A 22,901-nucleotide genomic window follows, 5' to 3' on the forward strand; every position below is an offset into this window, starting at 1 on the left:
AATGGCCCTGCAATAGCGTGCCATCAGGCACAACCGTCACGATCAACGGCGCAACTTTTCTACGAAAAACCGCACGACGTCTGCATTGAAGTCGGCATGAAAGGCAGTTCGGTCGAAGCCCGGTGCGCTGGCGCATAGCTGGGGCATGGTCGCCGGATCGGCGCATGGGGTCAGAAAGTCGAAGTGCCCTGCGCCCGGCACGGAATGGAACTCCGGCGTCTTCGGCAGCGCTGCACGAACCGCATCAGCGTAGAACGGCGCAGGGAGGATCCCGTCGTCGTCCGCGCGCCAGAGCTGCACGGGGACACGCACGCCCCTTAATCCAGCACGATCGAAGGTGAAACCGATCGCGGGGGCAGCGACGACAATTGCCTTGATCCGCGGGTCAGTCATCGACGGCCAGACACGCGTCAGCGTTCGGGGTTGCGCCTTCAGGAGCGTGCATACGAAGAAGACGGGATGCTGCGCGCAATGATCGGCAAAGCGCGTCATGTCGGGCCTTCCCCCCGCCGCCGCGAGAACCGTGAAGCCACCTGCAGAGAAACCGAAGGCGCCAACGCGATTGGGGTCGATGGCGGCGTGGCCCGGCCAGGCCTTCAACATGTACGAGATGGTCGCACTCAGTGCGGGCGGGCGACCCTCGATCCGGGTGGCTCGGCTGTTGTCGCGCCAGTTATCCCCCGGGTGAGTGAGCGCGGCGACGATGAAGCCGGCCCGCGCAAGCGCGACGGTCGTATCGACGTGACCGGCGAAATCCCCCCCGGTGCCGTGCGAGATGACGACCAACGGATGCCTGCCCTTCGGCAGGCGAGCGTCGGGCACCACGTCCTGCGTATAGAGCCCGAGTCGCTGGCGAACCGGTATCCCCGACGTCGGATACCAGACGCCCACCTCGATACCATCTGGCGTCACACGATGCTGAAACCCGGCCGCTACGGATTGGGCTTCGACCGCAGGGGCGACAGCGGCAAGGAACAGGGCAGCGATAGTGAGGCGCAACGACATAAGGGACTCCCGGGTGAAGCATCTGGATGACCCGGCAAACGCGCTTCGCGGAAGCCCGCTATTCGCCAATGGGCGAATGGGTACGCCAGTCGGCAATCGGGTTTCGTCCGCACCCGTAATCGCGGTAGAAGATGGCATGCCCCATCCGCCCAACCTTGTTTCTGCCCGCAACCGCGTGGCGATCCCCGTGGTGCGCTGGGTCAGTCTGGCGATTGTCGTCGGTGCCCTCCTGGCGATCCTTGGACCGTTCGGCAGCTACATGAACGGGGGCCCCATTCGGCTGCTCGCCTATTGGGTCGGTGCGATGTTGCTCGGGCTCGCCCTCTACGGTGCGGCATATGGGATCGTCGGGGTTTCGACCGTGGTCGGTTCGCGAAGATGGTGGCTTGCGCTGGTCGGGGCGGCGTTGCTCGCCAGCATTCCCGAAGCGTTGGCAACGCGCATGGCCGCGTTCCGGCTGTGGCCCGAGCTGGCGCGGCTCAACCTGTCGTTCCCGTTGTGGTTCGCGCAGACGGCAACAATCGGCGTGATCGTGATGGCGGCTGTCGGCTTTGTCCTGCATCGTTCTGCTGCGATGTCGCATACTGCTGCTGGGATGCCGCTCTTGCTGAATCCAGTGGCAACGCCATTGGGGGGAGAGGTTCTGGCATTGCAAATGGAGGACCACTACGTTCGCGTGCATCGCCCCGGTGGCTCCGAGTTGATCCTCATGCCGCTCAACCGCGCGATCGAAGCGGTAAAGGCAGAGGGGCTGCGCACACACCGCTCTTGGTGGGTGGCGACCCATGCCGTCACGGCCGTCGAAGGGAATGCTCGATCCTTGCGGTTGCGGTTGACCAATGGCGTCGTCGCACCCGTTGCCCGATCCGCTGTCACCCACCTGCGGACGGCCGGGTGGATCAAAGATACACTGGGACGATAACAATTTCGCCGAGTTCGGTCTGCCGATACAAGCGCAGAAGCGATGCACTTATCGACAATTGCGCGAAAGCATTGCGCCCGGCTGGCGGATCACATCGTGCGATACCGCCCTTTAGCATCATAGCCCGCGGTGATGCTTTCGTTACCCAAAAAGGCCGGCCGGACCTCTCGGACCGACCGGCAACAGGGTAGAGGCTAGCGCGAAAGCCGGAAGCGCCCGGTCCTCCTCAAGATCAGAAGGTGGCGCGCACCGTTGCGGTGTAGGTCCGCCCGTCATAGTCGAACCGGCGCGGCAGGCTCTGCTGGTTCTCATATTCGTAGCGGTTGGCGTTGGTCAGGTTGAACGCGTCGACCGACAGCGAAAACCGGTCCGTCAGGTTGTAGGACGCCGACATGTCGACCTGACCGCGTGAGCGCACCTTCCGTGCGGCACCGGTAAAGGTACCCGCCGACGCCAGATCGTAGCTGCTGCGCCAGTTGTAGACGGTGCGGACACCGAAGCGGGGCGTCTCGTAATAGCCGATGACGTTGACGTTGTGCTTGGATACGCCGGGCAGCGTCGCGTCGGCGCCCGAATTCGTGGTGCCGCTGATCGTGGTGTAGGCATAGTTCGCGCCGCCGCCCAGATTGCGCAGGATGCCCGGCAGGAAGTCGAACGATTGCTGCACGTTCGCCTCGACGCCGCGAACGGTGATCGGATTGTCGCGATTGACGAAGCCGGATGCCGCAACGAGGTAAGGCTGAGTGACGCCGCCGGCGGTAAAGGTCAGGCTGCTTTCGCAACGATCCCCGTTGATCGTCAACGTACCCAGGCCGTATGGCGAGCCGTCCGACGGGCAAAGCTGTCGCGGATCGGTGATTGTCGCGATCAGACCCGTGATCCGCTTCTGAAACGCCGCAATCGATACCAGGCTGTTCGGACGGTTGTACCATTCGGCGGAGATATCGAACGACGTCGAATCATACGGCTTCAAACTGGAATTGCCCAACGTCAGCGTATAGACGCCGTTGTTCGGCGCGCTGACCACCGTGGTCGGATAGAATTGGCGCGGCTGCGGCCGGACATACGTCCGGTAGAATGCACCGCGAACGATCAGCTTGTCGGTGATGTCGGCGACCGCGATGAACGACGGCAGCCATTTGTCGTACTTGTTCTCGTTGATGAGCGTCCGGAAATCGCTTGGCGTGCCGATCACGCCGGTCAGTGTCACGCGGTTCAGCGTCTCGATCTTGTTGTCAGTATGCTCGAAGCGCAGGCCACCGTTGCCCCGGATGGTGACGCCGCCCAGTTGGAACTCATACTTCACCTGTCCGTAGCCAATCGCCAGGTTGTTCTGGTTGGTGAAGTTGTACAGCTGATAACTGTTGTCGGAATAGAAGATGTTGTAGCCCGTCGGCGACAATCCTCCCCCCGGATAGGTCTGCACCGGCCGCAAGGCGGGCAGGATCGCATCGAGGTCGATGGACTGCCAGTTCTGCGTCGGGCTGCCGCCGTTGCCACTGAAGAAATCGCCCGCGACCGGATTCTGGGTCAGCATCGCGCTCGTGATGTTCTGCACCGGCAGGCCAAAGGCCATGATGCGATAACCGCGCGACGTGAACTTGTTATGCTCGAAGCGGGCACCGACCTGGAGACCGGTAATCAAGCCCCCCAACTTGCGCTCGACGTCGAACTGGCCGGCGAAGAGGTCGTTGAAGGCGTAGGATTGCGACCCCTGGAAGTTGAACCGGTTGGTGCTGGTCGCCAGCGTCGCCCCGTCCAGATAGGCTTGTGGCAGGCCTTGAGACACGCCGCCCCAAGTGCCGTTCGGTATGCCGGAGAAGCTGACCGCCGGGGTGGGAGCAAGCGCGAAGGAGAAATCGTCCAGATTGCCCGCGCCGGTATGCAGCGTGCCGTTGACACCGTTGCCCGCAGCGGTCTGCAGCGTTTCCGCATCCAGGCCGATTTCGACCGAGTTGTTGGACGCCTTGGAGAACGTGCCAACCGCGTTCAGCCGCCAGTCGTCGTTTTTCCATTCGCCGTTCGCGTTGACGCCCCACGCCTTCTGATGCTGCGCATTGTCGCGCGAGGACGACACCACGTCGGCATTGGAATAATCATAGTCGTTCAGGACGTAGCGACCGTCCCCTTGCAACACCGGCGCGCTGAGCGCCTTGATCGCGCTGGCGGCGGTCTGCGACGTGATGAGCAGATATTGCCGCGTCTTGGGCAAGTTGCGATCAGTGTAGAAGCCGGTGACACCGATCTTCGCCTTGTCCGACAGGCGATACTCCGCGCCGGCAGCGCCGCTGTACAAGTTACCTTCGTTCAGGCGGCTATACTGGCGGAGCTGCGAATTGTAGAGCACGCCAGCGGTGGAGGTCGCCCCCGTGCACGACGGACAGGCCGCAGAAGTCGGGTAGTAGGCACCAAGGGTCGCGGCATTGGCCTGCGCCTGTGCGGGCGTCGCGGTCAGATAACTGTTGAACAGCAGCGAATCGCGGCGGAAGTTTTCCCGCTTGTACGCGAACACACCGAACATGGCGAAGTCGTCGCTAAAGTGATGATTGTAGCTTGCCGTGGCGGCGGGCGACTTCTTGTTGCCCAGCTCGTTATACTCATAGGCGAACTTGAGCGATCCGCCGTCCTTGCGGCCCAGCGCGGGCGCGATCTGGAGATCGACGTTGCCGCTCAGGCCACCCGACTGGGCATTGGCGAGCGGGCTCTTGTCGATGACGATGCCGCTGAAGATATCCGAGTTGAACGCGCCAAGCGGGGCGGCATCGCTCAGGATCGGCTCTGCGAAGGCAACGCCGTTGACGGTCAGCCGCGCATATTCGCCCGGCAAGCCGCGCAGGTTGATCGTTGCGTTCCGCCCTTCCGCCTCGCGATTGATCTGGACGCCGGGAACACGCTGCAGCGCCTCACCCACGTTCAGGTCGGGGAAGCGGCCCAGTCCATCGGAGGAGATGCCGTCGGTAATCCCGACCTGCGATCGCTTCGACGCGATCGCGTTGGCGTAGCTTTGCCGGAAGCCGGTTACGACGATGTCGCCATCGGTAGCCGACGCGGTATCCTGCGGCACGCCGGGCTCTGCCGCGGTCGACTGGTCGGGATTGGCGGGCGTCGCGACGGTTGGGGTCGGCGTGTCCTGCTGCGACGGTGCCGGCGTGGGCGCGGTCTGGGCAAAGGCCGGAACACCGGCCAGCATTGTCGCCCCCAGCAACGCCGTAATGCGCATACGGCTCGACACGTTGGATACGCCCATCATGATAATCCCCCCTTGTTGCGGCCAGACCGATCACGGGGAGAAATATCCCTCCCGAGACGGACCGATCCGGCCTTGTTCTTAAATAAGGGGATTTCACATATCTTACCAACATGTCAACCATACATCATGGATTGGTCAGTCAAATTGGTGATTTGGCCATTTTGTCGGCAGACAGTAGCTGCTACGAAGTTTGAAGAAACCGCGCCAAGGGACCAGCCTTGCGCGATCATTTACGGTGTGGGAATGAAACGATTGGTACCGGACGAACAGCACAATGATCCTCGATCGTAGTCGTCGACTCCGGCGGCGCGTAGCTCGCGATCAGGTGGCGTCCGACGGCTACAGCACCGGCAACCGATTGCCCGCCGGGCGCGCGTTGGCCATCGGCAGAAGGTCAGTCACTCTGAGGTTTGGAAAACCACGGCAGCCATCTCACAACTGGCCAGCTGCACGGGGCGGACGTACTGTTTGTCCGCCACCCCCCGATTCAGGCCCAACGGTCCTCAAGAGCAGTGATTACACCTCGATGAAGAGATCTTTGTATCTCCCGCTTCTGACGAGCCTTGTCCTGCTGGTGATGGCCGATGCCGCTCCGGCGCAGACCCGCGATACGATCGCGGCACGTGATGCGCTCGGGCGGCTCGGCATCCCCGCCGCACGGGTGACGCTGGCGGTCAAACCCGCGGCCAAACCCTATTACCGTGTGCGCGTCGCGCGCGGGGGTCACATGCTGGTGGAGGGATCCTCGTCCGTCGCGCTGGTACACGGCGCGACGCAATATTTGCAGCGGCAAGGCCGCTTGTCGCTCAGTTGGGAGGGGCGCCGGGTCGCGCCGATCGGCACGATGCCGAACGACGATACTGGCCCGGTGGAATCGGCGTTTACGCTGCGGACGTATCTCAACACGTGCACCTTCGGCTACACCACGCCGTGGTGGAATTGGGATCGCTGGAGCAGCGAGATCGACTGGATGGCGGCGCGCGGCATCGACACGCCGCTCGCGATGGAGGGCCAGGACTATCTCTGGTGCGCGCTGTGGCGCGATCAGGGACTCGACGACGCGACCATTGCCGCCGGACTGTCCGCCGCGCCGTTCCTGCCGTGGCAGCGGATGGGCAACATCGCGGGCTATCGCGCGCCTTTGTCCGCCGGCTGGATCGAAAAGAAGCATCAGTTGCAGCGGCAGATTCTGGCGCGGATGCACGCCTTGGGGATGAAGCCGATCCTTCCGGCTTTTTCCGGCTATGTCCCGAAGGCATTCGCCGACCGTCATCCGCAGGCGCGCATCTACCGGATGCGGGCGTGGGAAGGGTTCGCCCCAACCTATTGGCTCGACCCGTCCGATCCGCTGTTCGCGACCCTCGCGAAGCGCTTCACGCAACTCTATACGCGGGCGTACGGCTCCGGCGACTATTACCTCGCCGATGCCTTCAACGAAATGGTGCCACCGATCGCCGAGGACGGCAGCGACGCCCGTTCGGCACAATATGGCGACAGCATCGCCAATTCCGCCGCGACCCGCGCCGCCGCCCTGCCCGCCACGGTGCGCGACGCGCGGCTTGCGGCTTATGGAGAGAAGCTGTTCCAGTCGGTGACCGCCGCCGCCCCGAACGCGACCTGGGTCATGCAAGGTTGGTTGTTCGGCGCCGACAAGACCTTCTGGACGCCCGAGGCGATCCGCGCGTTCCTCAGCCGTGTCCCGAACGAACGCATGCTCGTGCTCGACATCGGCAACGATCGCTATCCCGGTATCTGGAAGTCGACCGAAGCGTTCAACGGCAAGAACTGGGTATATGGCTATGTCCACAATTACGGTGGCAGCAATCCCGTCTATGGCGATCTCGGTTTTTACCGAGACGATCTTGCGGCGTTGGCGCAAAGCGCGGGACGCGGCAATCTGACGGGCTTCGGACTGTTCCCCGAGGGGCTGCACAGCAACTCCGTGGCCTATACCTACGCCTATGATCTCGCATGGGGGGAGCAACCGCGCCGTCCGGTTGCCGATTGGATCGCCGAATATACCCGGGCGCGATACGGTGCGGCGCCCACCGGGATCGTAACAGCATGGGAGAAGGTGATCGCGGGGGCATACACCACCCGCTATTGGACGCCGCGCTGGTGGGAGACCAAGGCGGGCGCGTATCTCTTCTTCAAGCGCCCCACGCTGTCGGGTGCCGACTATCCGGCCGCGCCGGGTGATGCCCCGGCTTTGCGCGCGGGGATCGCCGGCTTGCTCGCCAACGCACCCCGTCAGCCTGCGCCGCTGCTGCTTTATGACGTGATCGACTTTACGCGCCATTATGCCAGCCTCCGGCTCGACGTGCGACTGCGCGCAGCGGTTGCGGCCTATGCCGCCGGCGACGTGGCGAAAGGCGACGCGGACGCCGCAGCCGCCGCCCGGCTCGCTCAAGGGATCGATGCGCTGATCGGCAACCAGCAGGAAACGCTCGGCAGCTGGATCGCCGATGCCCGCGCCTATGGCGACACGCCTTCCGAGAAAGCCGATTTTGAGCAGCAGGCCAAGGCGATCGTGACCGTCTGGGGCGGCGAGGGCAATTTGTCCGATTATGGCTCGCGGGCGTGGCAAGGCCTGTATGCCGGCTATTACCTGCCGCGCTGGCAGATCTTTCTCGCGGCCCAGCGCAAGGCAGCGCAAGCCCATACCCCGCTCGACCAGGCGGCGACGCTGGCAGCGATCAAGGCGTGGGAGCAGTCGTGGCTCAAGGACGGCCGCACCTGGCCGCGTCAGCGGCCAGCCGCACCGCTCGTCGCGGTCCGCGCGCTGCTGGCGGAAGCAGACCGGACATGACCAGCACGATCGATACCCCCCGCCCCCGCCGCTTTACCGCGCTGGATGTGTTCCGCGGGATCACCGTCTTCCTGATGATCCTGGTGAATACCGCCGGGCCCGGCGCGCCTGCTTTTACGCAGTTGGTACATGCCAAGTGGATCGGTTTCACGCTCGCCGATGCGATCTTCCCCAGCTTCCTGTTCGCCATGGGCAATGCAATGAGCTTCGCGATGCGCAATCCGCTGCCCGCGCGCGCCTATCTCGCGCGCTTGCTGCGGCGGGGCAGCATCATCTTCGTGCTCGGCTTCCTAATGTACTGGTTTCCTTTCGTAGCGGAAGGCGATGACGGATGGGCCCCGATCCCGTTTGCCCTGACGCGCGTCCCGGGCGTGCTGCAACGGATCGCCTTATGCTATGTCGCGGCGGGCCTTCTCGTGCGCTGGCTGAGCGTACGGCAGATCCTGATGGCGTGCGCTGGACTGCTGCTGGGTTATTGGGCGATGCTGTTGCTCCTGTCCGCACCCGGCATGGCCTATGACAAGTTCGGTACGATCGGCACGCAACTCGATCTGTGGCTGCTCGGGCCGGGACATCTTTACAAAAAGGATGGTGGCTTCGATCCGGAGGGATTGCTCGGCACGCTCCCGGCGATCGTCAACGTGCTGGCGGGCTATCTGGCCGGGCGCGCCGTGCAGCGCGAGGCCGTTCTGTCCCGGACGGTGCGGCTGATGACGGTCATCGGTGCTGCGCTGATTGTTGCCGGGCTTGCGTGGTCGCCGTGGTTCCCGATCGCAAAGAAGCTCTGGACCGGCTCGTATGTCTTGGTGACAACGGGGATCGATTGCATCGCGCTCGCCGGCGTCATCGCGCTGGTCGAGATCGCCGGTATTCGTCGGGGTACGCGCTTTTTCCTCATTCTGGGGCGCAATCCATTGGCAATCTACCTCTTTTCCGAACTGTTCATAACTGCGATCAACCTGATACCCGCAGGTGGAGACCACGGCCTGTACGGATGGGTCGGGATCGAAGTCCTACAGCGGGTCGCGCCGGGTGCGTTGGGATCGCTGCTCTGCGCGTTCGCCTACACCATGCTGTGCTGGGCGGTTGGCTGGTGGATGGATCGCAAGGGCCTCGTCCTGAAGGCATAATGATAAGAGGGAGATGCGTCATGGTAGCAAGTTGCAAGCAAGCGATTGGGCCGGCGCTACCGTCTCCAGGCATCCGGTTGACCGGAAGTGGCCCGACCAATGCGTAGAATAGCCATTGCATCTTCGATCGCTGCGCTTTCGATCGCGGCGCTGGTATCGGCCTCGGCGGCAAAACCCCCGGCACCGTCCCGCTGGGATGCGCCCGGTGCGCGCAATCCGCTGCTGCCCGGCTATTTCGCCGATCCGTCGATCGTCCGGGACAAGGGCCGCTGGTACATTTTCGCGACGATCGATCCGTGGGGCGACGACCGCCTCGGGCTGTGGACATCGGACGACTTCCGCAACTGGACATTCTCGACGCCCGCCTGGCCGACCAAGGCCGCCGCCACCAGCAAGACGTCCGGGGATGCCAAGGTCTGGGCGCCATCGGTCGTCAAGGCGGCGAATGGGCGCTGGTACATGTACGTCTCGGTCGGCAGCGAGATCTGGGTCGGAAGCGCCCCCTCCCCGGCGGGTCCGTGGGCGGACGCGAACGGCGGCAAACCGCTGATCCCCGGGGACTTCCGCCCCGGCTACCATATGATCGACGCCGAGGCGTTCATCGACGACGACGGCCAGGCTTACCTGTTCTGGGGATCGGGGCTGAACTGGGTCAACGGGCGGTGCTTCGTCGCGCGCCTCGATAAGACGATGACCAAGCTCGACGGTGCGCCGAAGGATTGCACGCCCGCGCATTATTTTGAGGCGCCATTCCTCGTCAAATCGGGAGGGTCGTATCTGCTGACCTACAGTTGGGGCAACACCACGCGCGACACCTATCAGGTGCGATACGCGGTGGGAAAGTCGCCGATGGGACCGTTCACCGAAGCGCCGAACAGTCCGATCCTTGAAACACACGCCGACCGGCAGATCATCAGTCCCGGGCACCACGCCATCTTCCGCTATGAAAATCGCCCGTACATCCTCTACCACCGGAATGGCCTGCCCTATCCCCCCGCCAACAAGACCGTCTTGCGACAGGTTGCGGTCGACGCCCTGACGATCGACGGCGACCGGATCGCGCGCGTGACCCCGACGCATGACGGCGTTAACTTGCCGGGTCAGGCGGCGCATCGGGCAACCGGCCTGCCGTGGCGGGCAAGCGCGTCGAGCGCTATAGACGCAGAACACGCCCCACAGCGGGCGGGTGACGACAATTACGCCACGGCATGGATCGCACGCGGAGACGATTCCGCCCCGTGGTTGCAGGCGGATCTCGGACGGGTCCGGCAGATCCAAGGCAGCAGCGTGCGGCCGTTCTTTCCCGGACGGGCGGTCGATATCAGCGTTGCCGCGTCCACGGACGGACGTCGTTGGACGACGATCGTAGCACCCGCTTCCAAACAGGGATCGCCGATCGTCATGCGTCACGTCGTCAAGGCGCGTTACCTGCGTCTTTACGCGAAACAATCGGCGGTGATCGAGTGGACGATCAAGTGATATCCGCGCTCGCGTCGCTGACCCCGTGTAAATGGCGATCGGTCGAGCGCAGTCCTGCGCGGGCCTAGCACGCGATAATGATGCGCGGATGTGACGATGATGACGACATCTTCTTATTACGTCATCAAAAAATATGCTAATGTACTGTATTTGAACAAAGAAATACCGCCGCCGTGGGTTACACGGCGGCGGTTCCTCTTGGTCAAGGTCGCACGAAGTCCTTGCTTCGGGCGAGCCTCAGCTTGGGTTCTGCCTCCATGAAATAATGCGCGGCATCGCCCTTGGTGCGGATCGCCTGTACCCGCGCCAGCAGTTCCTTTCGCTGACTTTCCGGCAGCAACGCCGCATGCTGCACCATGGCCGAATGCAGGAACCCGGGCAAATTCCCCGCGTCTACTGTTGAATTGGCCGGCGGCGGCGCGACATAACGAAGGCCGGATTTGGGCGTCGGTGCGGGGTCGGGCAGGACCGTCGGCGTATCGGTACGCGGCGTGGAAAGCGAGAGCAGCGACAGGAGGTTGTTTGCGGTCTTGTCGCGCTTGGTAAGCGCCTTGATACCGAACAACGGCTCTACCGTGGCGAGTACGGAGCTATGGTCGTACACTTGGCTGTTGACGGTGCCCTTGGGGATAAGCGGCGACACGATCACCGCTGGTACACGCACACCATATTGTTTGAAATCAAAGCCATATTCATTGTACTTCTTGGGCGAGCCGTCGTCTGGTGCCGGTGCTGGCCCTGGGGCCACGTGATCGAAAAACCCGCCATGCTCGTCATACGTGACAATCAGCAGGCTGGTGTTCCAGTGCGGTGAATTGCGGATCGCCTCATAGGTCTGCTTGATCAGCAGCTCCCCACCCGAGACGGTATCCAGCGGATGCTGGGACGTGCCCCCCTGGAAAGTGACGATATTGCCATAGTCCGGCTCGATGAAGGTGAAGCCACCGGGATAGCTGCTGCTCGCAACGTCGGTCGCAAAATTGGCGTACCAGTCGATACTCCACGGGAAAATGCCCTTCAATCCGCCGAAGATCGTCAGGCTGCCATCGGCGTACAGGCGCCAGCGATTACTGCCGAGCTTGTCGAAGATCGTTCCGTTCGGGAAGGAAAATCCGCTGACCGTTTCCCAGGTGATGATGTCCGAAGCGGAGGGGCTGTGGTCCAATCCGCCCGACGACGCCGCGGCGACGAAGAAGCGGTTGGGCCAGGTCGGCCCGGGCATCGACGAGAACCAATGGTCGCACACCGCAAATTCGGCCGCGAGGGTATTGAGGACAGGCAAGGCGCTGGCCGGGAATCCCTGCATGATCTGCCCCAGATCCGCCGTGGGCGCATTACCCTCCCCCGAACTCGGCGACGAGGCATAATCGGCCACAAATCCGCTCATATTGATCGCCGGATAAGGACCTCCCGACGGATACGAGGCGCCATTGCCTGCGAGCTGGACAACAACATCCGGAAATTCATGCCCCGGATCGACCGCCATCACGGCGGGGGCTTGATTGCCAAACGGGTAGTTAACGCCCTTGTAACTGTTAGAGGTGCCTGCGGGTGGAACCGCAATTCCTGGGAGACCCGACGCACCGAGCATGTGGTCAAAGGACCGATTTTCCAGCATCAGGACGAACACATGTGTGATGTTAGGCAACGTCATTGATGGTCTCCCCTGTGGTTAACTTACCTAAACTTGCGACAAACGGCCTCGGCGTTGGTACGCCTGCACGCGCAACGGCGAGCTGCCGTTGCCAGTCCGAAGGAATGGAAAAGCCGAAGCTCCAGCGATGCGCGCGCGCTAGGTTAGCAACACAGTGCCAGAACACCCCGCTACCGGCGCCTTCGATGCGGAAGAAGCGGGCGATCGGCTGATCCTCCCGCAGCGTGACGATCTCGCCGGTGTCGGGCCGCCGATAGCGGAAGAACTGCTCTCCGCTGCTGTCGCCGGGGCTGCCGGGATCGATCAGGTACAGGCGCCAGCCAGGCTGGTTCTCGTTGGTATGCCACGCCTGCCAACCGCCCGGCGGGTAGAGGAAGCTGCCGGAAAATCGAGCGGTATCGCCCAGCCAGCCGCGCAAAAGTTGCAGCAGTTCCAGCTTCGCTTCGAAATAGCGGGCATAGCCGGGTCGGCCTGGATCGGCATCCAGATCGAAGATGGACGCAGTGCGCACTGGCCCGGCGGCGGCATCGGGGTCCGAGAACGGGTCTGCCAGCTTATGTCGGACCGCGGGCCATTGCTCGGGTGCACTCCCCCCGCCCTCGGGCAGCGGCATCGCCGCCCGCAGCGCGCATACCGCGGCGAGCACGGCATCCCCATTCGGCAGCGCGCCCATCGGCAGTTCGACGGGATCGACCGCAGCGTCGGACTGCCCCGGTTCGATCGGGACCCCCAATGCCGTGGGGGCATGTTGCATCCCGGCGCAGGCGGCGAAAAACTCGCTGGCGGAAAAGGCGTGGCCTAGCGAGCGGGCCAGATGCACGATTTCCTGGGGTGCCGTTATCGCCCCCAGTTTCAACGCCAGAACAGGTGATGCCTCCACCGCGCGCAGGAAAGCCATGCAGTCACGCCGCGACATAGAGTTCTTCCTTTTCCGAGGGAACAGGATCGTCAGCGGCCTGTATCATTGGCGGATCGAGCAGCAGCGGCGACGGAATGGACGAAGGACGGCCAAGGCGCAGCAGGTACATCCCGATCCCGGACAGCCCAACCATCAGCCCGGGCGACACATCGATACCGCTTGCTCCTGACAGCCATGCCTTGGAGTGTTCAAACTCCTGCCACATTGAGCGGGCCTGGATCTTTACTTCCATCTGGAGCGCAGGATCGTCGCGCATCAGGGCAGTGCGCAGCAGCAACTCGGCGTTGCCGGCGCGGCCGTGGCAGAGCGAATCGTTGCCCAGGCGGTGATAATTCCGGATCGTGGCGCTGAGGGCAGTGAGCGCTTCCTGCAGCATCGCGGAATCACACCGGCCCAGCCGATCCCAACAATCGATACGACTGAGCCCGATGCCTGCCGCACCATTGCACCAGGCATTGGCATAGCGAGGCACGCCCGCAACCGACAGGGCGGTCTGTCGCAGGTCCGGCCAATCCCCCTGCTGCGCGTCGAAATGGCGCATCTCATAGCAAAACGCCTGACGCCCGGCTTCCCCGTAGCGTGGATCGCCGGTGGCTTCGCCCAGCTGAATCAACGCCCACCCAATGCCTGCCGCACCATGGGCGAAGCCTGTCAGATGGTCTTGCGCGCCATCGTCTTCCCTCGGCGGCCAGCTGAGCGCGCCGTCCCGGTCAACGGCATGCCGCAGCAGGTGATTGCCGCAGGCCCTTGCGCAGGCAAGCGGCGCACCCGGCCGAACGGCCTCGAGTGCGAGAAGCGCGGGAAGCGCCCCTGCAGCGCCGAACAGAATGTCGAAATAGCGGTCGGTGCCGATCAACTGCTCAATCTTCCCAACGATCGCTTCGGCTTCGTCGAGCAGGCTGTCGTCCCTCCACAAGGCGTGGAGGTGGACGAGCAGATAGAGCGTACCGCCCAACCCGTAAAAACCGCCGATCCTCGTGCGATCCTGCTGCCGACGGCAATGGGCAAGCGCCAGTTCGGCAGTTTCACGGAACCGGTCGTCAGGCCTTAGTCGATCGATATAGGCGAGGAACAATGCGATACCCGCGCTGCCGTCATACAGGTCCGGGCCGATCGGCATCCGGTACTTGCCTGCCGCGTTGAAGCCGAAACCATGCCAGGGCGCGTCAGCGTTGGTCGCATCCGCCGTTGCGCAGATCCGGTCGGCCAACTGCTGCGCATAGTCGATGGCGCTTTCGGCAAATGCCGAACGCTCCTCGAAGGCGGGGTCCAGGCTCGCCTGGATGTACCGTATCTGTCGGTCGAGATGATCGTCGTCGAGGCTGGCGATCCGGTGCCGTGCCCATTCCAGCGGACTGCACGAAAAGCAGGCGACCCCGGCGGGACAGGTGTCGAGATCCGGCGCGGCAAGATCCCTCCCCTGCGCAGGCAGCAGGAAATACGGCACGTCGCGGCGCCACAGCGCGGCCCGTTCGACGCGGCCGATCCGGCGGGATTCATCCCAGCGGCGGGGGTGTTCCTCGAACGTTGCGAAGACGAGGTCGACTTCCAGCGGGTCCATCAGACATTTTGGATGGTCGATCGAATGGAGCGCGCTGGCATATATCTGGGTTGCGCGGTTGATGAACCGGACACCCAGATCGCCGAGCAGCGCATCGATCACGTCGCCCCCCCGCGCGGGCGCTTCCGCGAACCAGCGATAAGCCGCCGTGAACCCTTGCACGATCGCCGCGACATGATCGCCCGGCTGGACCAGCACGTTTCCCAGAAAGACGCGGTTGTGCGCCTCTACAGTCACGAAGGGCTGGTCGACCTCGCCGACGCCGATCTGTAGTGAGCCGCGACGCGCGTTCACACACGGAACTCTGTGCGGAAAGTGGAAGGACTCGCCACCACCATAGCCGCTGACACGCATCGCGGTACCGGCTTCGCCAGGTCGCAGCGGCCAGTCGAGCAGACCGGTGCGGAATACCGAGTCCGCTAGCGTTCGCTCCCCCGCATCCCGGCCGAAAACGGGAACGCCGAGCATCGTTTCGAGGTCGATGATAAAGGCATTGCCGCCCGCGACATGGATGTTCTCGCAGTGCAGGTCGGTGCCACCGAGAACGTAGAAGATTGCGAGATAGGCGCCAAGCTGGCGGTAGATGCGGTCGACCGCCTGAAGGGTGTCGACGTGGTTATCGCCGCTAGGCAGATATTCCACCCAGCCGTAACCCTGTCGCGCGACCACCGCGTAGGTCGCGAAACTGCCTGCCCCGTCAGTAGCCATAGCCTCGAGCAGCTGGTGGAAGCGGTTCTCCGCTTCGACGCTGCGCGGCTTATAGACCAGTTGCCGCAAGCCCTGCGCAGTCGTGAACGTCAGGATCGCGACCGTGCGACCGCGCAGGTGCGGGTCGGATTTTCCCAGGATGCAATCGGTCAGGGACAATGGCTTGTCGGTAGACAGAAGCCGGGTCGCGACTTCCGTGGCATCGGCCCTCAGCCGCTCGATCAGCTCGATGGCACCTTCGATGATGCCCGCTGAGAGCTGCGCAAGATGCCGCGCGAGTACCGGGAAGCGCAGAAAGAACTGATGATAGGCGGCCGCATCGGCGAAGCGGGCATGCAGATAGGCCGCGCATTCCACGACGCCGGCGTCCACGGTCGCTATGCCCGTCTTGCTGCAAAATACCTTGATGTCGGTTTCGAGTGCCCAGGTAAGCGCGACGTCCATCCGTTGGAGCAGTTGCTCGACACATCGGCGCACGATCTGCGCGTCCACCCGTACCCGGTCGTCGCGCGCGTCCACGAGTGGCGCGAGCCTTGCCGCGATCAGCGCCAGGAAGGGTTGGGCGACACAGTTGGCCAGCGGTTGTCCGGCCTCGGCAAGCGTAGTGGCTGCAGCCGCATCCAGCGGATTTACCAGCGCAAGCGCTTCACGGTACGTTGGCACCCATTCGGCGTGCAGCGCGAGCAGGTCTGCCCTGGCCCTTGGGCACCGGACGATTGCGGGCCGGGCACGCTGAAAGCGCTCCAGCACTTGGCCGACCCGGTCGGTCAAGGCCGCAACAGGCGTTCCGTCATCCTGAAGGGCCGCGAAATAGGCGGCGCTCAGCTTGGCTGTCATCTTGTCGATGCGCCAGCGTTCCACCGCGGATACGGGAACGGCACAATCTTCGGCATCTTCGGCATCGCGCTTGGCAAAACCAAGGATCTGGCTGCGTTCGTCGAAGTTGCTGGCGGCTAGCGCAAGCTCAACCAACTGCGCCTCCGATATCGGGTGCGTCATAGCTGCTCACCCCTGAAAATTCCGGCTCGGATGTGGACGCAGCCGTGACGGCTGCGTCCACATCCTTTGCCGTGATGCGAACTCTATTTGGTCGTGCCGTCGCAGATCAGCGTGATCGGCCCCTTGCTGCAGGTGCTGACGCAGGCGAGGATTTCGATCGATTCCAGGTCTTCACGCAGCAGATCGCGGAAGGTGGTGTCGGGCGGCAGGATCTTTTCGATCGCGTCGATATCGCCGACGGTCCCGAAGCGATCGGCCATGTCCTGGCGGAATTCGGGGTCGACGACCGTCAGAAACATCGCCGTGTCGGCAGAAAAGTCGCCGAACTGGCGGGTGTTCATACGAAGCATGATCGTTCCTTTCAGAAATAATGGGTGTGCCGTCAGCATGACGGCGGATCCGAAAACCTTTGCCTGGCAATCAGTGCGCGACGACGTCGAGCCGGAAGCCGAGCGCGTATTCGGCGGCCACAAGCTCGCGAACGGCCGTGGCGACGTTGGTGGCGTCCTTCTGCCATTCGAGGATTTTGGCTTCCGCCGGCTGCAGCTTGGCTGCGTTGGTAACCCACCGCGCTTCGAGATAACGCTTCAGGCCTTCCGTGCTGAACTCACGGACAGCACCAACGGCATCGGTGGCCTCGCTGTGCGACTCAGCCACAAGGGCAGCGTCCAGCAGTTCGCGCAGCTTGCCCTTCGCCGGGAGTGCGGAGAGAAGAACCGCCAGCAGCTGGATCTGCCGGATTTCGTCGGTGCCGATCTGGCTTTCGATCGGTGTCGATACAGCAACCATTTTCATCACCCCTTCGAATAATCCCGAAATCTGCATCGGGCGACGAAGGTATGACTCTCATAGAAAACGCCATCAAAGCACGAATGGTCCGCCTCGGACGTAACGGAAGCATGACGATATGATTTTTGGCAAAGTATCGAGGCGCCAGGCGTTATGACTATGCGAAAGGTATTCGCGAATAAGGCAAATACGCTATCTTTACATAGGCCGCCTTATAGTTCGTTTCGGGCCATAGTCTGGTGACCCGATAGATCATTCGTCAACGTTCCTTGAACGAACGTTCGCTGGCCGCTTCATCCCCTTCCGTCAAACAGTCCGCTTGCGCATTTTGAGCCGACCATCATGCAGCGAACAGCCCCCGTTCCGCTTCAATGCGCCTGCGACTCCCGTCGGCAACGATCCGGGTTGGGCGCCTCCGCCAGCCCGTTCAGAACGACCGGTTCGACGCTGGCTGACGAAGCGATGCAGGGCCTGCCGCAACGCTGCATCGTGCGCTGTGGCGATGCGCCGTTCCGCTTTCGTCGCTGACGGGCTTACTAAATCGACCGCACCGCACCGCACGGACCGTGCCGACCGCTTCGGCATGCGCATGCTTTTTCCCAACAGATCGGGGCTTGGCGCCGGTTCACAGCGAGCCGTTACGGGGACGGTGGAAACCTCGACGACAAGCGCGCGCCAACTGCAGACGTTCGGTCATCAGAATGCAATCATCACCTTGCCAAGATGCGCGGCTGCCGCGAAATAGCGAACCGCGTCGGGTGCATCATTGAAGGCGAACGTTCGGTCGACGACGGTCGTCATCCGGTTCGCCACCATTGCGTCAAGCAGATCGACGAACATCGCGCGGCTGCCATTGGCGATCCCGCGGATCGTCACGTTCTTCGCGATGAGCGACAGATAGTCGGGGATTGCCGGCCCCTCCCCCGGCGAAACGCCGACAATGATGATCCGCGCGTTGATCGCCGCGGCTGCCATCGATTGCCCCAACGTGTCGACGCCGCCGGTTTCGATCACGATATCGGCCCCCTTGCCCCCGGTCTGCGCGATCACTTCGGCCGCCCAATCCGGTGACGTCCGGTAATTGACCGTGATGTCCGCGCCAAGGGCACGTGCCGTCTCGAGCTTCGCGTCCTGCGACGACGTGATCGCAACGCGCGCGCCCCGGGCCTTGGCGATCTTCAAGGCCGCCAGCGCAACGCTGCCGGTGCCGAGGCAGAGGACGGTGTCGCCAGCCTCGACCCGACAGATTTCGACCAGCGCGTTCCAGGCCGTCAGGCCCGCCGAGGCGAGCCCTGCGACATCCGCATCGGCCAGCGCGTCGGGCACCCGGATCAGCGCGGCGGCGGGGAGAACCACGCGCTCGGCGAGCCAGCCGTCATGCGTGATGCCGATATCGTGCGCAAAGACGTCCGACCGGAACGGGCCGTCCAGCCAGGTCGCGAAATGACCGCAGACGACACGGTCGCCGACCGCAACTTCGGTTACGCCCGCACCGATCGCCACGACCTCGCCAACGCCTTCCGACATCGGGATGCGCGTCTCAGGCTGTCGGGCGCCGTAGGTGCCACGCAAAAGCTGAACGTCGCGGCTGATAAGCCCGATGAGGCGTGGGGCTACCAGCGCTTCGCCGGGTCCGGCAACCGGCGTGGGTCGGGTCGTCGCAACAAGGCCGCTGATGCCGTTCTGGGCACCGATCTGGAAGGCTTTCATCGAAATCGTCTCCTGCTGAGTGCGCACGACGGGCGCATTATTAAAAAGCCCTGGGGCCGGGCTTAAAGGCATGGCGACGCGCGCCGGCGGCGAGCGCCAAGGCCAGCAGGGTCGGCACCAATACCGCCCAGGCAAGCGGCCCTGCCCCCGCATGATCAAGGATTACCCCGCCGACGATCCCGCCCGTCGCGATCGCCCCGTTCCACACCGTCGTGAGCATCGCATTCGCCAGGTCGACGCCTTCGCCTGCCGCATCGGCGAGCGCGGTCGACAATTGCGTCGCCGCGCCGCCGAACGACAGCCCCCACAGGAGCGTCGCCGCGATCGTCATCGCAGGGGTAGTCGCGAACAGCGCGAAGGCCAGCGACACGACCGCAAACGTCGTAAGGCTGACGAGCACGAGCGGCCGCAGCGCGCGATCGATCAGCACGCCCGTCACCCAGATTCCGACCAGCGCGGCAAGTCCGAACCCCAGCAGCAACAGATCCAGCCTTTCGCGCACGCCTGACAAAGCGGCGACCGGGGCAATATATGTGTAGAGGATGTTATGGCCCGTAATCCATGCGAACAGCGTGACCAGCACGGGACGAACGCCCGGCGTGCGAAACACGTGCGCGATCGACAGCCGCTGTTCGGCAGGCTGACCGGCAAAATCGGGCACGCGCCACAGCACCCAGCCAATCAGGATGAGGGTGGTGATCGCCATCAGCCCGAACGCCATCCGCCAGCCGAGCGTCGTGCCCAGCATCGCCCCCAGGGGAACCCCGATCGACAGCGCGAGCGGCGTACCCACCATCGCGATCGCGAGCGCCTTGCCGCGCAAAGGCGCGATGACCATCCGCCTGGCATAGCCCGCAATGATGCCCCACCCCAGTCCCGCCGCAACCCCGCCCATGAACCGCGCGACGAGCGTCAGCGCATAGGACGTGGACACCGCGGTCACGCAGTTGAAGATCAGGAAACCGACGATCGCGACGAGCAAGGTCGGCTTGCGCCGCCACCCTTGCGTATAGAGCGTCAACGGGATCGCCGCGAGCAGCGACCCGACCGCATAGACCGTGATCGTCTGTCCCGCGAGCGACTCCGATACGTCGAGCCCGGCGGCCATGTGTGGCAACAGCCCGGCGGGGAGCGTTTCGGTGAGGATCGCGGTAAAGCCGGTCATTGCCAGCGCCAGCAACGCAGAGATCGGCAGCGTCTCGCTCGCGCCATCGTCGGTCTGGCTGGGTCTTGGGATCACGCTGCACTCACTTCTGGATCGACTGGTCCAGTGCGTTCGACCCTGCGGTGCGGCTTGTCAACGAGTAATGGATTGATTAGTCCACAATAGGGAGCGACGATTTATGGCACGAAGCGGACGACCGCGTGGTTTCGACCGGGATGCGGCGCTCGACAGCGCGATGCACCTGTTCTGGGAGCATGGCTATGAAGGTGCGTCCCTGGCGGTCTTGCGCCACGCGATGGGCGACATCTCGTCGGCGAGTTTCTACGCGGCGTTCGGCTCGAAGGAAGCACTCTATCGCGAAACGCTTGCGCGCTATCTCGACAAGCATGGCGGCATCGTCGGCGCGCTCGACGATGAGACGCTATCGCCACGGTCACGGCTCGAACAGGCCTTGCTGGCGTCGGTTGCGGTGCAGACCGACCCCGCCCATCCGAAGGGCTGCATGTTGACGCTGTCGGCAATGGTCTCGTCCGAGGCTGGAGCACCTACCCGGGACCTGACCCGTGCCGAGCGGGAGATCACCCGGCAGGCATTGCAGCGATGCATCGCCGCCGGGGTGCGCGTCGGCGATCTCCAACCTGCAACAGACATTGCGGGGCTGACGGCGCTCTACGACGGGCTGGTGCTGGGCATCTCGATCCAGGCGCGGGACGGCGTGCCGGCCGATACGCTGCGCGCGGCGATCGGAAACGCGATGGCGGCGTGGGATACACAGTGCCGCGCGTCGTCCCATCCGGAAGCCCCCGGCGACAGCATTGACAAGAGGATGGTCGATCGATCCTAGGTGACGATAGATAATCCGGGGGGACCAGCCATGAAGACGATGTTCGCGACCTTAGCCGCCGCCACGCTGCTGATGCAGGCACCCAGCCCCGCGATCGCGCAAAGCAAGGTTCCGGCGGCGATCCAGTATGAAATCGGGTTCCCCAATGCGGTCCATCACGAGGCGCAGGTGACCGTGACCTGGCGTGACCTCGGGCCGGCGCCGTTGCGCGTTCAGATGGCGCGGTCTTCGCCCGGCCGCTACGCGATCCACGAATTCGCCAAGAACGTCTATGCGCTCTCCGCCAAGGATGGCCGTGGTCGCGCGCTCGCGGTGACGCGGACCGACCCCTATGGCTGGACGGTTGCCGGGCACGACGGGACGGTGACGGTCACCTACACGCTGTTTGGCGATCACGGCGACGGCACCTACGCGCAGATCGATGCGACTCATGCGCATCTCAACATGCCCGCGACTTTCCTGTGGGCGGTCGGGCAGGAAAAGCGCCCGATCCGCGTCCGGTTCATACCCTTCGACCCCAAGTGGAAGGCCGCGACCCAGCTTCAGCCGACCGCCGACCGCACTGTCTTCGCCGCACCCGACTTCCAATATTTCATGGACAGCCCGACCGAGCTGTCCGATTTCGATATGCGCGAATGGCAGGTCGGCGACGGGCCGACGCGCGCCACGATCCGCCTCGCGGTCCATCACGACGGCACGCCCGCAGACCTCGATCGCTTCGCCGCCAGCGCCAAGAAGGTCGTTGCGCAGCACATCGCAATGTGGGGCGAACATCCCGCCTACGACTTCGGCACCTATACCTTCATCGCCGATTACATGCCGCAGATTAGCGGCGACGGGATGGAGCATCGCAACTCGACGATCATCTCGCAGCCGCGCTCCTTCGGCGCGGCGAATTTCGCTCAGATCGGCACGCTTAGCCATGAATTCTTCCACAGCTGGAACGTCGAGCGGATCCGCCCCGCCGAGCTCGAACCGTTCGACTTCACCCGCGCCAACCCGACCCCGTCGCTGTGGCTGGCGGAAGGGTTCACGCAATATTACGGGCCGCTGTTGATCCGCCGCGCAGGTGAATCCGCGGTGGACGCGTATCTGCGCGGGGTTGGCTCGACCGTCGACGCGCTGACCAACGGCACCGCTCGCAGCTATGGCGGCCCGCAGGAGATGAGCCTGCGCGCGCCGTTCGTCGATGCCGCGAAGGCGATCGACGCGACCAACCCTAACATCTTCGTGTCCTATTATACTTATGGCGCCGGTCTTGCGCTCGCGCTCGACCTGACGCTGCGCCAGCGCTACCCGAACATCACGCTCGACACGTACATGCGCTACCTGTGGCAGACCTTCGGCAAGACCGAGCGCCCCTATACGCGCGCCGACCTGTCGCGCGCGCTGGGCGTGGTGACCAAGGACCCGGCCTTCGCGGAGGCCTTCTTCAAGACTTCGATCGATGCGAGCGCGCTGCCCGACTATGCCCCGCTGCTCGACCAGGCCGGGCTGAAACTCCGTCCCGCCAACCCGACCGCGGCGTGGCTCGGCAACGTCCGCTTCAAGACGACCGGCAGCGAAGTCCGCATCGATGGCGCACCCGCGCCGGGCACGCCGCTCTACCGCGCCGGTCTCGACAACGGCGACCAGATCATCAGTCTGGGCGGGACGCCGTTCACCAGCGATGCGGAGGCGGCGGCGGCATTGGCCCGCGCCAGACCCGGCCAGACCGCCGACATCACTTACCGCCAGCGCAGCATCGAGCGCCACGCGACGCTGACCTTCGTCGCCGACCCCACCGTCGAGGTCGTCCGCGCCGAAACCGCAGGGGTCACACCGACCGCCCGACAGCTGGCGTTTCGCACTCAGTGGCTCGGGCCGGATACGGCGGCCAATTAGGCCGGATCTTCAAATGCCTGAGGCAGATCCAGGGATGCCTAGACCATTACCGCATCGACCTATGTGCTTGGGC

The 22,901-nt window shown here is 63.8% G+C and carries 15 protein-coding genes; 6 read left to right on the plus strand and 9 right to left on the minus strand.

What is annotated here, in order from left to right; genetic code table 11:
* Positions 1–42 precede the first annotated feature (42 nt).
* On the minus strand, positions 43–1,074 hold the full coding sequence (locus AC3WJR_RS07695; RefSeq protein ID WP_492723627.1) for an alpha/beta hydrolase family protein: 1,032 nt from the start codon (positions 1,072–1,074) through the stop codon (positions 43–45).
* A 67-nt stretch (positions 1,075–1,141) separates the two neighbouring features.
* On the opposite strand from AC3WJR_RS07695, the gene AC3WJR_RS07700 reads away from it, so the two are divergent.
* Positions 1,142–1,927 (plus strand): LytTR family DNA-binding domain-containing protein, encoded by a 786-nt coding sequence (locus tag AC3WJR_RS07700; RefSeq protein WP_492723629.1) that lies wholly within the window; start codon positions 1,142–1,144, stop codon positions 1,925–1,927.
* 232 nt (positions 1,928–2,159) lie between these two features.
* On the opposite strand, the gene AC3WJR_RS07705 is transcribed toward AC3WJR_RS07700, so the two are convergent.
* Complete coding sequence (locus tag AC3WJR_RS07705) at positions 2,160–5,177, minus strand: TonB-dependent receptor (protein WP_492723631.1); 3,018 nt, start codon at positions 5,175–5,177, stop codon at positions 2,160–2,162.
* Between the two features lie 526 nt (positions 5,178–5,703).
* Here AC3WJR_RS07705 and AC3WJR_RS07710 point away from each other — a divergent pair.
* The 3 genes from AC3WJR_RS07710 (at position 5,704) to AC3WJR_RS07720 (ending at position 10,595) form a co-directional block, all read left to right on the plus strand.
* On the plus strand, positions 5,704–7,986 hold the full coding sequence (locus AC3WJR_RS07710; RefSeq protein WP_492723633.1) for an alpha-N-acetylglucosaminidase: 2,283 nt from the start codon (positions 5,704–5,706) through the stop codon (positions 7,984–7,986).
* The gene (locus AC3WJR_RS07715; protein ID WP_492723635.1) at positions 7,983–9,116 is read left to right on the plus strand and encodes an acyltransferase family protein; all 1,134 of its coding nucleotides are present in this window, start codon (positions 7,983–7,985) and stop codon (positions 9,114–9,116) included. Before AC3WJR_RS07710 ends, AC3WJR_RS07715 begins: the two co-directional genes overlap by 4 nt.
* 99 nt (positions 9,117–9,215) lie before the next feature.
* Positions 9,216–10,595, plus strand: a complete 1,380-nt coding sequence (locus AC3WJR_RS07720) for a family 43 glycosylhydrolase (RefSeq protein ID WP_492723637.1) — start codon at positions 9,216–9,218, stop codon at positions 10,593–10,595.
* 202 nt (positions 10,596–10,797) lie between these two features.
* Here the strand turns inward: AC3WJR_RS07720 and AC3WJR_RS07725 are convergent, their stop codons facing one another.
* The 7 genes from AC3WJR_RS07725 to AC3WJR_RS07755 form a co-directional block, all read right to left on the minus strand.
* Positions 10,798–12,249, minus strand: a complete 1,452-nt coding sequence (locus tag AC3WJR_RS07725; RefSeq protein ID WP_492723639.1) for an alkaline phosphatase family protein — start codon at positions 12,247–12,249, stop codon at positions 10,798–10,800.
* Entirely contained in the window at positions 12,236–13,147 is a 912-nt protein-coding gene (locus AC3WJR_RS07730; RefSeq protein WP_492723641.1) for a Nif11-like leader peptide family natural product precursor, read from the minus strand. Before AC3WJR_RS07730 ends, AC3WJR_RS07725 begins: the two co-directional genes overlap by 14 nt.
* Before the next feature lie 4 nt (positions 13,148–13,151).
* On the minus strand, positions 13,152–16,436 hold the full coding sequence (locus AC3WJR_RS07735) for a type 2 lanthipeptide synthetase LanM family protein (RefSeq protein WP_492723644.1): 3,285 nt from the start codon (positions 16,434–16,436) through the stop codon (positions 13,152–13,154).
* 83 nt (positions 16,437–16,519) lie between these two features.
* Complete coding sequence (locus tag AC3WJR_RS07740) at positions 16,520–16,786, minus strand: cinnamycin family lantibiotic (RefSeq protein WP_492723646.1); 267 nt, start codon at positions 16,784–16,786, stop codon at positions 16,520–16,522.
* 70 nt (positions 16,787–16,856) lie between these two features.
* On the minus strand, positions 16,857–17,261 hold the full coding sequence (locus AC3WJR_RS07745) for a DurN family substrate-assisted peptide maturase (protein ID WP_354282416.1): 405 nt from the start codon (positions 17,259–17,261) through the stop codon (positions 16,857–16,859).
* A gap of 660 nt (positions 17,262–17,921) precedes the next feature.
* Positions 17,922–18,935, minus strand: a complete 1,014-nt coding sequence (locus AC3WJR_RS07750; RefSeq protein ID WP_492723649.1) for a zinc-dependent alcohol dehydrogenase family protein — start codon at positions 18,933–18,935, stop codon at positions 17,922–17,924.
* Positions 18,936–18,975: 40 nt separating this feature from the next.
* Positions 18,976–20,175, minus strand: a complete 1,200-nt coding sequence (locus tag AC3WJR_RS07755; RefSeq protein WP_492723651.1) for an MFS transporter — start codon at positions 20,173–20,175, stop codon at positions 18,976–18,978.
* Positions 20,176–20,278: 103 nt separating this feature from the next.
* On the opposite strand from AC3WJR_RS07755, the gene AC3WJR_RS07760 reads away from it, so the two are divergent.
* Together AC3WJR_RS07760 and AC3WJR_RS07765 are read left to right on the plus strand one after the other, a co-directional pair.
* Positions 20,279–20,944 (plus strand): TetR/AcrR family transcriptional regulator, encoded by a 666-nt coding sequence (locus AC3WJR_RS07760; RefSeq protein ID WP_492723653.1) that lies wholly within the window; start codon positions 20,279–20,281, stop codon positions 20,942–20,944.
* A 30-nt stretch (positions 20,945–20,974) separates the two neighbouring features.
* Positions 20,975–22,828 carry a M61 family metallopeptidase gene (locus tag AC3WJR_RS07765; RefSeq protein ID WP_492723655.1) on the plus strand — a complete coding sequence of 618 codons (1,854 nt, stop codon included), beginning with the start codon at positions 20,975–20,977 and terminating at the stop codon, positions 22,826–22,828.
* The last annotated feature ends 73 nt before the right edge of the window (positions 22,829–22,901 follow it).

Source organism: Sphingomonas sp. FW306-05-A (assembly GCF_058782275.1).